Genomic DNA, 14064 nt, shown 5'->3' on the forward strand with positions numbered 1-14064 from the left:
ACCCGTAAAAGATTAATATAAATGTTTGAATTACGACCCTCTTAATGAGGGTTTTTTATTATCTAATAAATCATAGGTAATTTATGACAGTTTCATTATATACCGCAATAGAAAATCAAATTAAACGCGCACAATCAAATATCTATACTGCGTTACCGGCAAAAGTAATTAACTTTAATGGTCATACGGTTAGTTGCCAAATTATGATTAACCGAATTATTGCAAATGGACAAGAAATCACGATCCCCCCTTTAGTGGATGTCCCCGCTCAGTTCCCACATGCTGGCGGATTTTGTATTACTGTACCAATAAAAGCTGGGGATGAGGGGTTGGTCGTTTTTTCAAGTCGCTGTATTGATGGTTGGTATATAAGCGGTCAACAATCAAAACCACTAGATAACAGAATTAATGATCTAAGTGACGGCTTTTTTATTGTAGGTTGCAATAGCGTACCTAATAAAATCCCTGATTTTTATCATAATGGCGCATCAATGCAAACTGATGATGGCTCAACTCATATTCGACTAACTAAGGGGACTATTTACATAAAAGGTAACATTATTCATGAGGGCAGCACGGAACAACTGGGCAATTATAACCAAGTTGGAAGTTATAACCAAACTGGAGGAAATACAGTAAGCTCAGGTACGCTAAAAGCTGAAAATGTTATTACTAATAAAGGCGTGAGTTTAAATACACACGTTCACAATGGTGTACAGAAAGGAAACAACAATACAGGAGCGCCAAATGAAGGTTAGACAGCTTGATGACGATCATGACTGGATGTTTGGGCGAGGTTATGCTGATTATCTTAATTCATCTCAAGCCATAACGCAATGCATTAAAACAAAGTTACAAGCACTAAAAAGTGATTGGTTCATGAATCGTAATGATGGTATTGCCTGGTTTGACTATCTCACCAAAAATCCGAATACGAAACAATTAGAAATTGATGTTAGGACAGAGATTTATAAGGTTGAAGGTGTTGTAAGTATTGATGAATTCGATATTTTACTCGATCCAGAAACTCGCCAATTTCAGATTCACATTACTTATACTGATAAATTCAATAATACTAATGGGGCATCATTCAATGTTACAAATAACAGATAAAGGTATAGAAATAGACGATATATTAACGATTCAGAATCGATTAGTGAATGCGTTTAAGTCCATTTATGGCGATGATGTAAACCTAGATAGCGATACCCCCGATGGACAATTATTAGGTTTGTTCTCACAAGAGCTTGCAAATATCCACCAGTCGATTTCTTTTATTGTTCAGATGTTAGATCCCTACCAAGCAACAGGGCAGTGGTTAGAGCAGCGTGCAATGTATGCAGGAATAACACGAATAACCGCATCCTATTCATATTTAGATCAAGTTATTTTTAACGGTGAACCTAAAACTCATATCCCGGCCAATTCAATTTACCAGGATAAAAATAAAAATAAGTGGGTTACAACCGAGCCAATAACGTTAAATGATTTAGGTAGTGCGACAACGACATTAAGATCGTTAGAACTAGGTTGCTTCAATGTTAATGCGCAAGAAGAACTAATGCCATGCGCTATTATTCTGGGTGTAGAAAAAGTCACAGCGAGCAAGGAAAGTTACGGCGGTGTTGATGAAGAATCCGATCCTCAACTATTAAAGCGCTTTATGCTATCTCATTCCATTAATAATTATGATGACAGACAAGGCATACAATCTGCATTATTAAATATCACAGGTGTGACTAAATGTGTTGTTTATGAAAATTTTACGGACATAACAGACGAAAAAGGAGTACCTGCGCATTCATTAAATGCAGTTATTCTTGGCGGAGTTAATGAAAATATAGCTGAGGTCATTGCCAAGAAAAAAATAGGTGGGTGTGGTCTATTTGGCAAGATAGAAAGTGCTTACCTATTGGATGGACTACTCCGAAAAGTCTTTTTTGATCGTCCGAAAAAAATAGACGTTAACGTATCAATGATCATTGGTCGTTATCAATTATTTAGTGATATTGATATTGAACAAATCAAAGATAATTTAATCACACTAGAATTTGATATTGGCGAGAACGTTTATGCATCTCGGATTATCTCTGATATTAATTTAGTGGATGGTTTTTATATTAAATCTCTTACTGTCAATAATTCCAATATTGCCGATATCGGTTTTAGAGAATATGCACAGATTAATAATGTAGAGGTGATCATTGAGTAGGGAAAATTTCTTAATATGGCAATATCGTACCAAGCCAAAAGCGCTTAAAACTATCAAAGCAATCAACAAAGAAACTGAAAATACCTTTAAAAATGCAATTCAAATCGCTGATATTCTAAACATAGAGACAGCAACTGGTTACGCACTTGATTTAATCGGTCGACATGTTGGCGTGTCACGGGTTTTACCAACGGCTCTTAAAAAAGAGTATTTTGGTTGGCTAGAAGATGAAAGTGCACTTCCATTTGGAATAGGTGACTTCTATCGATATGGTGATGCGTTATCCGCATCAGTTATTTTGAATGATAGTGATTATCGTTTTTTTATTAAAGCGCGAATAACTAAGAATTATCAAATCGGCACATTATCAAATATCGTCAAATCAATAAAATTTGTCATAGGTGCGAAGGGTAATGTGATAGATCTACAAAACATGTCCATGAATATCATTCTTAATAGTGATCATCTCAATTCATTATTATTTTATGCTATAAGCAAAATGGATATTTTAGTTAGACCCGTAGGCGTTAATTATCAATCAATAGTTTTAGTAAATCATACACCTTTTGGATTTTCTAATGATAGTCAAGCAAAAGGCTTTGGTATCGGTAGATTCGTAAGGATTCAAAATGTAGGAGGCAAGCAATGTCAAGAGAAGTACAAGAAACCCCAGATTATTTAATTTTTGCTGAGGAGGCAAAACAAGGAGAATTCATCGCATTTCCTGATATTAGTCGTGGATGGGGTGTAACAAGTGAACGAACCGGGAAAAAGCCACCAATGGAATGGTTTAATGGGGCATTTAATAGGGTTGATAGGCATTTGCTTTATTTACTTCAACAAGGTGTGCCCGAATGGAATGATAAGGTCACATATCCCGTTAATGCCGTAATTAAATATAACGGTATTTTATACATTGCGACAAATGAAAATAATAATGCTAAACCTTCAACGACTACAACAAAATGGAAAAAATTGTTAGATGATGCCAGTTTAACTAAAAAGGGGATTGTTCAGCTTAATTCAGCAGTGAATAGCGTATCAGAATCCGAAGCTGCTACACCTAAAGCGGTTAAGGCTGCATATGATAAAGCGCTTAATGCATTCCCTAAAACTGGTGGAATCGTTAGTGGATTAATAAAATCTAACCAACCAAAAACATATGATATTGTTGCTTCTAAGAATTGGTTACGAGCTGTAGAAAACACTTTCCCAAATGCCATTCTTGCACATGAAGCCGGAGGTGGTGGATTTGCTATTGTTACCGGTGCCGATGATGCCAGACTAGGGAAAACAGCCAATTTAACATTTGCATCATGGAACGGTGTTGGTTTCGCTCCGATGCATGCTTCAGGTCAAGAAGATACTGCTATTAATAGTACTGTTGTCATTAATTGTCGCAACGGGGAGGTTAATGCATTAAAGGGATTTTATGAAAAAGGTATTAAATTAATAAAGCGAGGTGAGTATGGCGTAGGTCATCAAAACTTATCTCTTACAAAGATATCGGATAATTTGAACGAGCAGAACGCCTCTTTTTTTGGTAGTACATATGTCAATATGCCAGAATCGATTAAACCATATGTTAACAAAGGTTCAGGTGTAGTTGGATTTGTTTTGCCATATCGAGCGACAGACAAAGGATGGAATTTTTCGGCTAGGATTTACGCAGAAGTAGGCGTGACACCTTTAAACCTATGCTATCAAGAAAACAGGGATGATACTTGGCAAAAACCAATAAAATTAATAACTGAAGAAAACGTCAATGATATATTGCCTGTAGGTATTCCCCAACCTTGGCCTACAACGACACCACCCACAGGCTGGCTTAAATGTGATGGGTCAGCATTCAATAAAAATAAATACCCATTATTAGCTAAAGCTTATCAATCGGGCTTTCTTCCTGATTTGCGAGGTGAATTTATTAGGGGGTTAGATAGTGGTGCTAATATTGATTTAAATCGAAATATATTAAGCAAGCAAGGTGACCAAGCTCGAAATGCTACTGGTTTTTGGTTCTGTAAGAACCGAGGAGGAGTAGACGGTGAGCTTATCACTGCTGAACCTGGTGGAAAAACTGGTGGAGACGCCGGAGGACAGGCCATGAAACATACAATTGATTTCTCAAATGTGTGGCCGACAGGGGACGAGTTCAGACCAAGAAATATTGCATTTTTATATATTGTTAAAGCCGCATAAGAGAAAGGAGTTTATAAATGGGTTATCAAATAAAACCTACACAAGCCGTATTTGATCCAGCAACAGGTTTTGCAAAAATTGCAGGCTGGGCAGAAGTCTATCACTATGATTCAAAAACTAAAGAGTTTACCGGCGTCACCTATGAATTTATCAATGAAGGGGTAAGCGTTCCTGCAAATTCATGTACAGATGAACCTTCTCCGGTTGAAAATGGAAAGGCAATAGTTAGAGAAAATAACCAATGGGTTTATTTAAATGATTATCGAGGACAAACGATTTACTCAAAAGAAACACTTGCCGAATCAATACAAATTAAAATTGGCGAGATTTCTGATGAGTTTACATTACTTAAACCGACTAGCGATTTTGATAGGTGGAACGGGAAAGGATGGGAGCTTGATAAGCAAAGAAAGCACCAATTTTATGTTGAACAAGCCACAACTAAAAAAGCTGATTTAATTAAAGAGGCAACAGATCAAATTAATTATTTTCAAGATGCAATTGATACTGAAATAGCTACAGAAAAAGAAAAAATGCTATACACAGAGTGGAAAAAATATCGGGCGCTATTAAATCGCATTGATGTTAATCAAAATTCCGATATCACGTGGCCAGCGAAACCTGAATAGTAAAATGGGTGCATGCGCCCATTTTATATTCTATCCCATGAAAGGAATTTGTAAGTTGCCTTTATTATTAAGATAAGTGTTTTTATTCATTTATCAACAATTGCTAATCTCATTACTTCTTATTCCATACTGAAATTAGTCAATTAAAACAATCAACCAACTACCGATATTACAAAATTTTTGTATATTTCCAATATTGGTTTTAAAGAATATGCATAGTTAATAATGTAGGGATGATTGTTGAATAGGGAAAAGGCTGTATCTCACTAACCCCAAAATGCTTATTACCATCAAGGCAATCATTGAGTTAGACCAATTGGCGTCATTTATCAATCAATAGTTTTAGTGAATCATACACCTTTTGGATTTTCTAATGATAGCCAAGTAAAACGACTTTGGTATCGGTAAATTCGTAAGGATTCAAAATGTAGGAGGACAGCAATGTCAAGAAAAGTACAAGAAACCCCAGATTATTTAATTTTTGCTGAGGGTGCAAAACAAGAAGAACTTAATGCATTCCCTGATATCAATCGTGGATGGGGTGCAACAATTGAACTAACCGACTCAAAGCCACCAATGGAATGGTTTAATGGGGCATTTAATAGAGTTGATAGACATATGCTTTATTTACTTCAACAAGGTGTGCCGGAATGGAGTAATAAGGTTACATATCCCGTTGATGCCGTAATTAAATATAACGGTATTTTATACATTGCGACTAACGAAAATAATAACGCTAAACCTTCAACGAACACAACAAAATGGAAAAAATTGTTAGACGAAGCAAGTTTAACCAAAAAGGGGATTGTTCAGCTTAATTCGGCAGTGAATAGCGTATCAGAATCCGAGGCAGCAACGCCATCAGCTGTCAAAAAGGCATACGATTTAGCATCAAATGCGCAAAACAGTGCAAATACGGCGAATGATACTGCAAAAAAAGCATATGATAAAGCAAATAATGCATACCCAAAAACTGGTGGAATCGTTGAGGGATTAATAAAATCTAACCAACCAAAAACATATGATATTGTTGCTTCTAAGAATTGGTTACGAGCTGTAGAAAACACTTTCCCAAATGCCATTCTTGCACATGAAGCCGGAGGTGGTGGATTTGCTATTGTTACTGGTGAGGATGATGCCAGACTAGGAAAAACAGCCAATTTAACATTTGCATCATGGAACGGTGTCGGTTTTGCTCCGATGCAGACAGGAGACAATGAAGATAAGGCTATTAATAGTACTGTTGTCATTAATTGTCGCAACGGGGAGGTTAAAGCATTAAAGGGATTTTATGAAAACGGTATTAAATTAATAAAGCGAGGTGAGTATGGCGTAGGTCATCAAAACTTATCTCTTACAAAGATATCGGATAATTTGAACGAGCAGAACGCCTCTTTTTTTGGTAGTACATATGTCAATATGCCAGAATCGATTAAACCATATATTGATAATGGTGCTGGTATTGCTGGCATAAATCTACCTTATAGAGCAACAAGTGAGGGATGGAAAGTTTCATCAAGATTTTTTACAGTAGTAGGCGGGATCCCGTCAAAAATATTCTATCAAGAATGCCACAATGGTACTTGGCAAAAACCCGTACAATTAATAACTAATGAAATAATAAACAATTACCAAAATGGCATTGGAATAGGTCAGACCTGGCAAAATGTCAAAAAATTGAGAGCTTTTGGCGTAAATTATACAAATACAACAAATAAACCAATATTAGTAAATGTCTCTTTTTTACCGAGTGATGCTGGTTTTAGTGAAAATGCACTATATGTTGATAATATTGCGGTTGCAAAAATTTGGCGGAATTCAAGTTATAACAATGGGGGAACATTATCCGCTATAGTACCAGTTGGTTCAGTATATTGTTTGAAAGGTTATTGGGTCATTGAGACTTGGACTGAATTAAGATAGGAGTTTTTTTATGAAATTTTACAAAAATGATGATAATCAAGTCTATGCTTACGAAGATGATGTGCCTGAATATGGAGAGTCCGATGGTTCCGAAATAACCGTTCAATCGGGATTAAAGCGAATTACTGAAGAAGAATTTTTAGAATTATCAAAACCGAAAATAACAAAAGAAGATATTATTTTTAATAATAAAATTAGAAAGGATAATCTAATCATTGAGGCTAATGAGAAAATAAAAATATTAGAAGATATTATTGAGCTTGAAATGCAAGAAACTAATGAGGAAGAGCAACTTAAGGAGTGGAAACGGTATCGTATTGTTTTAACTCGTATTGATACCAATAATATTGATATAAAATTTCCATCCAAACCAAATTAATTTTTTCATGATACTGTAATAGCTACAGAAAAGAAAAAAGGATTTCCAGATATGAAATAATGTCAGGTGCTATTAAATCGCATTGATATTAATCAAGAGTCTGATATCACATGACTATCGAAATCTGATTAATAAAATGGGGGCATGCCCCCATTTTTAAATTCAACCCGATGAAAGGAATTTGTAAGTTGCCTTTATTATTAAAATGACTGTTTATATTCATTTATCGACAATTTCTATTCTCATTACTTCTTATTCAATACAGAAATTAGTCAATTAAAACAATTAACAAACTACCGATATTACAAAATTTTTATATATTTCCAATATTGGTTTTAGAGAATATGCATTGTTAATAATGTAGAGATGATTGTTGAATAGGGAAAAGGCTGTATCTCACTAAGCCAAAAGTGCTTAATACCATCATGGCAATCATCTGGAATAGATGACTTCTATTAATATGATGATTATTGCTTTTTTATTAAACGCGAATAACTAAGAATTATCGAAACAGCACACGATCAAATATCGTCAAATTAATTAAATTTGTTATAAGCTTGAATGGTAATGTGATAGAGCAGCAAACCATGTCCATGAATATCATTCTTAATAGTGATCATCTCAATTTGTTATTATTTTATGCCATTAGCAAAATAGATATTTTAGTTAGACCAATTGGCGTTAATTATCAATCAATAGTTTTAGTGAATCATACACCTTTTGGATTTTCTAATGATAGCCAAGTAAAACAGCTTTGGTATCTGGTAAATTCGTAAGGATTCAAAATGTAGGAGGACAGCAATGTCAAGAGAAGTACAAGAAACCCCAGATTATTTAATTTTTGCTGAGGGTGCAAAACAAGAAGAACTCAATGCATTCCCTGATATCAATCGTGGATGGGGTGCAACAATTGAACTAACCGACTCAAAGCCACCAATGGAATGGTTTAATGGAGCATTTAATAGAGTTGATAAACATATGCTTTATTTACTTCAACAAGGTGTGCCGGAATGGAGTGATAAGGTCACATATCCCGTTAATGCCGTAATTAAATATAACGGTATTTTATACATTGCGACTAACGAAAATAATAACGCTAAACCTTCAACGAACACAACAAAATGGAAAAAATTGTTAGATGATGCCAGTTTAACCAGAAAGGGGATCGTTCAGCTTAATTCGGCAGTGAATAGCGTATCAGAATCCGAGGCAGCAACCCCATTAGCTGTCAAAAAGGCATACGATTCAGCATACAATTTAGCATCAAATGCACAAAATAGTGCAAATACGGCGAATGATACCGCAAAAAAAGCTTATGATAAAGCGCTTAATGCATTCCCTAAAACTGGCGGAATCGTTAGTGGATTAATAAAATCTAACCAACCAAAAACATATGATATTATGGCATCAAATAGTTGGATACAAGCTGCAGCAAACACTATTCCGAATGCCATTCTTGCACATGAAGCCGGAGGTGGTGGATTCGCTATAGTTACCGGTGCGGATGATGCCAAACTAGGGAAAACAGCCAATTTAACATTTGCATCATGGAACGGTGTTGGTTTTGCACCGATGCATGCTTCAGGTCAAAAAGATACTGCGATTAATAGCACTGTCGTAGTTAATTGTCGCCTTGGGACAGTTTATGCAATGGGTGATTTTTATGCACAAGGTAAAAAATTAATAAAGCAAGATGAATATGGCGTAGGTCATCAAAACTTGTCTCTTACAAATATATCCGATAATTTAAACGAGCAGAATGCCTCTTTTTTTGGTAGTACCTATGCCAATATGCCAGAATCGATTAAACCATATATTAAAATTGGTTCTGGAGTTGCTGGGGTAATCTTACCCTACAGAACAACAAGTGATGGATGGAAATTCTCATCTAGATTTTTTACAGAAGTAGGCGTGTCTCCTTCAAAATTATTCTATCAAGAATGCGACCAAGGTACTTGGAAAAAACCTACACAATTAATAACTGATGAAAATATAAAAAGCCATATAGGGTCAGCGCATATTATAGAAACATACGCTAGCGAAGACGGTAGCAGTTGGTATAGAAAGTGGAGTAATGGCTTTGTTGAGCAAGGAGGGATAAAGCAAGGTATATTTAATATGTCTACTGTTCACAACTTGGTCACTCCATTCTCATCTAATAAATACGTTATTTTGGTCAATACGCTAGCATTAAATGACACTGTAAGTACAACTAGTGCTGCTCAAGACAAACAGCCTTCTACATTTAGATGCGAAGCATCAAGATCGCAGGGTTACAATTATACCTATTCCACCCTTACATTTTTAGCTTATGGATTTTAATAGGGACAATTATGATAAGTAATAAAGAATATGCTGATTTAGCCGTAAAAGCAAATGCTGAAAACAAAGTAATCTATAAACACGAAAATGGTGAGTATGAATTGGTTGATCAGCTCACTTATCAAACTTGTAGCTATGTTGATGGCGAATGGGTTGAGGATGTAACAAAGAAAGCATCTTATCAACAAAAAATCATAAATATGAACAAATTAGCTATAAGTAGTTTACTAGAAGAAGCTAATAACAATATATCGATGCTGCAAGATGCTATTGATTTAGATATGCAAGAAGGTAATGAGGAGGAACGGATTAAAGAATGGAAAAGGTATCGTATATTATTAACGCGGATAGACGTTAATAATATAGTAAATATTGAATATCCGGAAAAACCTATCTTTTAGTAATAATAGGACTAATATATAGTTAAGTATATTAGTCCCTTATTTTTTAATAAGTTATTTGAAGGTAATTAGATTAAAGCTCGTTGTATCTCTTGATAAAGTTCTCTTTGATCGACATCATCCATATTTTCACTTTTTGAAAATAATTGAGTAGAATTATTGTAATTCGGAGACCAAATTAAATTGTTATTAAACCGACCCCACATTAAATTATTATAGAGACTAATTAATTTTTTATTGAATATTTTAGAAAAATGAACGATTGATGTATCAACACTTATAACAATATCGCTAAGAGAAAGTAACGCAATTGCATCACTTATATCATTACTAATAAATTTAATAACATTATTAAAACATGGTAATGAATTAATTAAACGTGGGTCTCCAATTATGATAGTTTTATGATCATATACAGCATTTAGATATGTCATAATATTGATTGTTTTTTCAATAGACAAACTCCTTTTATCATTTGCAGCAAATGGATTGAAGATTATAATTTTTTTGCCATCAAAGTTTGAAACAAAATTTTTTGCATTAGACAAATTATTTTCTTTTAAATTAAAAATATAGCTTAGTTTTCCATAGTTTGTAATGTTTAATCGTTCTAAGATATGTTTATATATATTTTCACAATGCTTATTGTATTCTTTATAAATTATTGCTTCGTTGTGTATTCGAGTTAATTTTTCGTATGATGGCTCTTTTCGTGTGCTAGTATGAAGATAAAGATAAATCGAATAAATTGGATTTATTTTTTCTTTTAGTATTATTCTATGATATTCAGTCAGAGTGTTATAGGTAAGATCAATCAATAAATCAATGTTAAGATGATTATATTCATCTATATGCTTCAAACTTTTAATAATAATCAACTGATCTAGATATTCATTGTTTTCTAAAATTGTTTTGGCTTTATCATCACAGAAAATAAATATTTTGAAATTATTTTCTTTAAGAGGTCTTAGTATTGAACTCATAACCAATGTATCTCCCAACTGCTTGCCATAAAATAAGATACCAATATTTCTACATTTATTTATTTCTAATATGGCAGGGGTAGTTTTATAAGAGAAAAATATTTTAAAGTTGAATTTAATATTTCTTGTAAATTTAATTCTTTCTCTATTTATCTTTTTTAAAATTTTCATAATTCAAGGTTTATAGTTAGTTATATTATTTATATTTTACATCATTATTTACTATCGGAACGTTTGAAATAAAAGTGGGAGCAGTACTAAGTTTTTAATTTTCTAAGACTTTTTTGCATAATATGCAATTTTAAATCGTTCATTAAATGTATTCATAGAGACTCTCACTTTCTAATTATATAATTTTGGTTATAAAAAATTAATAAATATAAGTTATCGCAATATTGATATCATTTTCAATAACTTTAGTTATCGGATTTATTGTTAATTGGTTAATTATTCGTAGAAAGTGATTTTTATGCTGAAAATCAAAAAATACAAAGCCATTGCGAACGGATATTAATTCATTTGCAGATTGGTAGAGCCATTAACTCATTACAAGCATGGAATTTATACGGTTGTTATTGATTGAACGTTCACATTTATGACCTTAAGAAGGCTGGATTTGATATTGATACCGATTTGGTTAGTAAGAACGGTGCTCAATAAGCCGAGTACACTATGATGGATGTTAAATAATGAATCATTTTATAGCTAATCCCTTCAGGTTTCTAATGCCGTTATAGTTGAGTTAATGGTTGAAATTCATCAAATGCTTTACGTGTGTATCTGTTAATAACTTGTAAATCAACAAGATAGGGTAAAACGAGTAACAAGATTAGCATTTCACCGTAAATTGATTATTTAGGTATAAAGGATAAAAGCGCCATTTATCAGTATTAAATGAATTAGTTAGTTTAGGACTGATCAACACTCTAAAAAATAGTGGTCAATAACTGAATAGTTGCTAGTTCAAGTATTGTCCTTAAATACAGAAATAGCCAATTGAAATCACAATCTAGCTATGGAAGCTACTTCATTCCTAAAATAAAATAGTTATAACAATAAGCTCATATTAGCCGTGTTTTTTTAAGCATCATTGATTGGCTTAACATTACTTTGCCGTGTATGTATAAAAGGTCAAATTCATTTTCGTTAATATTCCATTCTTTGTATTTTTTATTATCCGATATAACAAATAACTTGTTCTTAATCATTTGTAATCGTCTAACATATAAGTTTCTATCAAATGAGAAAACATATATGCCGTCACCATTAAACTCTTTTTTTGATATATCTACATAAATTGAATCGCCACTTTCAAAAGTTCCCATCATACTGTCACCAACGATATTGATTACTTTTAAATTATTAGCGTCAATATTATTAAATAAAATTTTTGCTTGATCCGAATCATATTCTATCGATTTTATCACTTCCATAACATCCGAATTAAGATATCCATTGTCGGTGTTAGCTGTAACATCTAACCCTTCAATATAAAAATTATTTTTATTATAATTTAGTTGCGAGTTTGTTTCATCGGCAGAACCATCTGAACTTATTGTTATACTCTTAATTCCAACTGCTTTTATTATTGATGCTACTATATCTATATCAGGTTTTCTCCGGCCAGATAACCAATGAGCAATACTGCCTTGGGTAACATTCAATTTTTCCGCTAATCCTTCTTGAGTTTCACCAATACCCTTCATTTTTTTCTTTACTAAGCTTTGCCATGTGTTGCGCATAAAGCATTCCTTTTTAAAATTTAAATACTATAGTTTGAGTTAAACACGTAACTAGCAAAATATAATATTAAATAACCCAATGATGAAAATATCTATCTTAACTATAAATTGGTGGAAAAACCAATTTGCTAAAGGAATTGAAGGGGATTTTTCTAATGAAAAATATTACTGAATCAGTACCTTAATCTATTTTATTTGCAAGTAATAGTAGAATTTATTGAATTTTGGACTACATTTAATTTAGATATATTCTAACGTTGAAAGGATAATCACCTTCAATCGAACGTCCCATGAATTGTACAGTAAATTCTTTTTGTTCTATATCAGACATTTTATTAACCGATGCTAGAAAATAGGGTATAACTGTATTATTAAATTCAAAAAATAGCAGATAGCATTCGAGTCCCTTGTGGTATGTGGATTTCCGTGTTTAATTGCACAAAAATATAGCTAAAATCGTATTTGATGTTTTAAAGGATTTTATATATTATTGTTCCAAAAATAAGGAGAATGGTATGAAAAAGGTATTTTCGATTGGTTTGGTTAGTTTATTTTTGATTGGTTGTGATAAGACTGTTACAAAAGAAATGCTTGTAGGTGATTGGAAATGTGAAGCTATCGAATATAAATCTACTTGGGATGGAAATAATTTCGGTGAATTTACAATAAATGGAACACATGAAGCATCAATAAAATACAAAAATAAAAATAATTCTTTGTATGTACGGAAACAAGATGATAGAGGATGGCATGAAGCTAATGACTTACTTGATAAGTATACAAATGAAACAAAGACATTTGAAGGGGACGATTACATTGCTAAATCAACTAAAACCTTAAGAAAAATAAATGATAATAAATTTCTTGTAATTGAGGAATATGAAAATATCCAAAAATATGATAAAGACAGTTCAAGTAATAAAAAAGATAAAACTGAAGTTACTTGTACTAGAATAAAATAATTATCTAACGAGCAACTCAATTAATGATGAATATAAATAAAAACATGAACTAATAAATGATTAATTAGATATAACGATTATAGGTTTTATTTTCCATGGGTGACATGTGAAACTTTACCAACTTCCTATCAGAAATTTTATTAATCCATTAGTTTTTTAAATTTTATTTAAAGTTATTATTTATAATCAACTATAGAGAAATTGACTATAGTTGATTTATCTTCAATTATATATTCCCCGCAATTTTATAGACTAATTTCTTGTACTGATTTATTTTATCTAATTAGATTTGTTGAACCAACAGATTATTTA

14 protein-coding genes are annotated in these 14064 nt (G+C 32.8%); 12 read left to right on the top strand and 2 right to left on the bottom strand.

Features of this window, described 5'->3' with window-relative positions:
- Window positions 1–83 precede the first annotated feature (83 nt).
- The 11 genes from FPB0191_RS05615 (at window position 84) to FPB0191_RS11710 (ending at window position 10065) form a co-directional block, all read left to right on the top strand.
- The gene (locus FPB0191_RS05615; RefSeq protein WP_039104562.1) at window positions 84–758 is read left to right on the top strand and encodes a Gp138 family membrane-puncturing spike protein; all 675 of its coding nucleotides are present in this window, start codon (window positions 84–86) and stop codon (window positions 756–758) included.
- On the top strand, window positions 748–1113 hold the full coding sequence (locus FPB0191_RS05620) for a contractile injection system sheath initiator (RefSeq protein ID WP_039104563.1): 366 nt from the start codon (window positions 748–750) through the stop codon (window positions 1111–1113). The genes FPB0191_RS05615 and FPB0191_RS05620 overlap by 11 nt, the downstream gene beginning before the upstream one ends.
- Window positions 1094–2212, top strand: coding sequence for a baseplate J/gp47 family protein (locus FPB0191_RS05625; RefSeq protein ID WP_039104564.1), 1119 nt, complete (start codon window positions 1094–1096; stop codon window positions 2210–2212). The genes FPB0191_RS05620 and FPB0191_RS05625 overlap by 20 nt, the downstream gene beginning before the upstream one ends.
- Complete coding sequence (locus tag FPB0191_RS05630) at window positions 2205–2894, top strand: baseplate wedge 1 family protein (RefSeq protein WP_052236810.1); 690 nt, start codon at window positions 2205–2207, stop codon at window positions 2892–2894. Before FPB0191_RS05625 ends, FPB0191_RS05630 begins: the two co-directional genes overlap by 8 nt.
- Window positions 2858–4411, top strand: a complete 1554-nt coding sequence (locus tag FPB0191_RS12580; protein ID WP_082018249.1) for a phage tail protein — start codon at window positions 2858–2860, stop codon at window positions 4409–4411. Before FPB0191_RS05630 ends, FPB0191_RS12580 begins: the two co-directional genes overlap by 37 nt.
- A gap of 17 nt (window positions 4412–4428) precedes the next feature.
- Window positions 4429–5040 carry a tail fiber assembly protein gene (locus FPB0191_RS05645; protein WP_039104565.1) on the top strand — a complete coding sequence of 204 codons (612 nt, stop codon included), beginning with the start codon at window positions 4429–4431 and terminating at the stop codon, window positions 5038–5040.
- 441 nt (window positions 5041–5481) lie between these two features.
- Window positions 5482–6963, top strand: coding sequence for a phage tail protein (locus FPB0191_RS12260; protein WP_193790357.1), 1482 nt, complete (start codon window positions 5482–5484; stop codon window positions 6961–6963).
- 10 nt (window positions 6964–6973) lie between these two features.
- A complete protein-coding gene (locus FPB0191_RS11695; RefSeq protein ID WP_052236811.1) occupies window positions 6974–7342 on the top strand; it encodes a tail fiber assembly protein in 369 nt (122 codons plus the stop codon).
- A gap of 491 nt (window positions 7343–7833) precedes the next feature.
- Window positions 7834–8118: a baseplate wedge 1 family protein gene (locus FPB0191_RS11700; protein WP_082018250.1), complete on the top strand. Its 285-nt coding sequence runs from the start codon at window positions 7834–7836 to the stop codon at window positions 8116–8118.
- A 25-nt stretch (window positions 8119–8143) separates the two neighbouring features.
- The gene (locus FPB0191_RS11990) at window positions 8144–9664 is read left to right on the top strand and encodes a phage tail protein (RefSeq protein WP_082018251.1); all 1521 of its coding nucleotides are present in this window, start codon (window positions 8144–8146) and stop codon (window positions 9662–9664) included.
- 11 nt (window positions 9665–9675) lie between these two features.
- Window positions 9676–10065 carry a tail fiber assembly protein gene (locus FPB0191_RS11710; protein WP_052236813.1) on the top strand — a complete coding sequence of 130 codons (390 nt, stop codon included), beginning with the start codon at window positions 9676–9678 and terminating at the stop codon, window positions 10063–10065.
- A 68-nt stretch (window positions 10066–10133) separates the two neighbouring features.
- Here FPB0191_RS11710 and FPB0191_RS05675 read toward each other — a convergent pair whose 3' ends face one another.
- Window positions 10134–11219 (bottom strand): glycosyltransferase family 9 protein, encoded by a 1086-nt coding sequence (locus FPB0191_RS05675; protein ID WP_110021854.1) that lies wholly within the window; start codon window positions 11217–11219, stop codon window positions 10134–10136.
- Between the two features lie 890 nt (window positions 11220–12109).
- On the bottom strand, window positions 12110–12790 hold the full coding sequence (locus tag FPB0191_RS05680) for a LexA family transcriptional regulator (protein ID WP_052236814.1): 681 nt from the start codon (window positions 12788–12790) through the stop codon (window positions 12110–12112).
- Window positions 12791–13305: 515 nt separating this feature from the next.
- Between FPB0191_RS05680 and FPB0191_RS05685 the strand changes: the two genes are divergently transcribed.
- Entirely contained in the window at window positions 13306–13752 is a 447-nt protein-coding gene (locus tag FPB0191_RS05685; protein WP_039104567.1) for a hypothetical protein, read from the top strand.
- Window positions 13753–14064 lie beyond the last annotated feature (312 nt).

Origin of the sequence: Frischella perrara (assembly GCF_000807275.1) — a bacterium.
Taxonomy (GTDB): domain Bacteria; phylum Pseudomonadota; class Gammaproteobacteria; order Enterobacterales; family Orbaceae; genus Frischella; species Frischella perrara.

Coding starts and splice junctions, on each gene's coding strand:
- FPB0191_RS12260 (WP_193790357.1), top strand. CDS start 5,482: ATGTCAAGAAAAGTACAAGAAACCCCAGATTATTTAATTTTTGCTGAG.
- FPB0191_RS05680 (WP_052236814.1), bottom strand. CDS start 12,790: ATGCGCAACACATGGCAAAGCTTAGTAAAGAAAAAAATGAAGGGTATT.
- FPB0191_RS12580 (WP_082018249.1), top strand. CDS start 2,858: ATGTCAAGAGAAGTACAAGAAACCCCAGATTATTTAATTTTTGCTGAG.
- FPB0191_RS11990 (WP_082018251.1), top strand. CDS start 8,144: ATGTCAAGAGAAGTACAAGAAACCCCAGATTATTTAATTTTTGCTGAG.
- FPB0191_RS05620 (WP_039104563.1), top strand. CDS start 748: ATGAAGGTTAGACAGCTTGATGACGATCATGACTGGATGTTTGGGCGA.
- FPB0191_RS05675 (WP_110021854.1), bottom strand. CDS start 11,219: ATGAAAATTTTAAAAAAGATAAATAGAGAAAGAATTAAATTTACAAGA.
- FPB0191_RS05625 (WP_039104564.1), top strand. CDS start 1,094: ATGTTACAAATAACAGATAAAGGTATAGAAATAGACGATATATTAACG.
- FPB0191_RS05685 (WP_039104567.1), top strand. CDS start 13,306: ATGAAAAAGGTATTTTCGATTGGTTTGGTTAGTTTATTTTTGATTGGT.
- FPB0191_RS05615 (WP_039104562.1), top strand. CDS start 84: ATGACAGTTTCATTATATACCGCAATAGAAAATCAAATTAAACGCGCA.
- FPB0191_RS05645 (WP_039104565.1), top strand. CDS start 4,429: ATGGGTTATCAAATAAAACCTACACAAGCCGTATTTGATCCAGCAACA.
- FPB0191_RS11710 (WP_052236813.1), top strand. CDS start 9,676: ATGATAAGTAATAAAGAATATGCTGATTTAGCCGTAAAAGCAAATGCT.
- FPB0191_RS11695 (WP_052236811.1), top strand. CDS start 6,974: ATGAAATTTTACAAAAATGATGATAATCAAGTCTATGCTTACGAAGAT.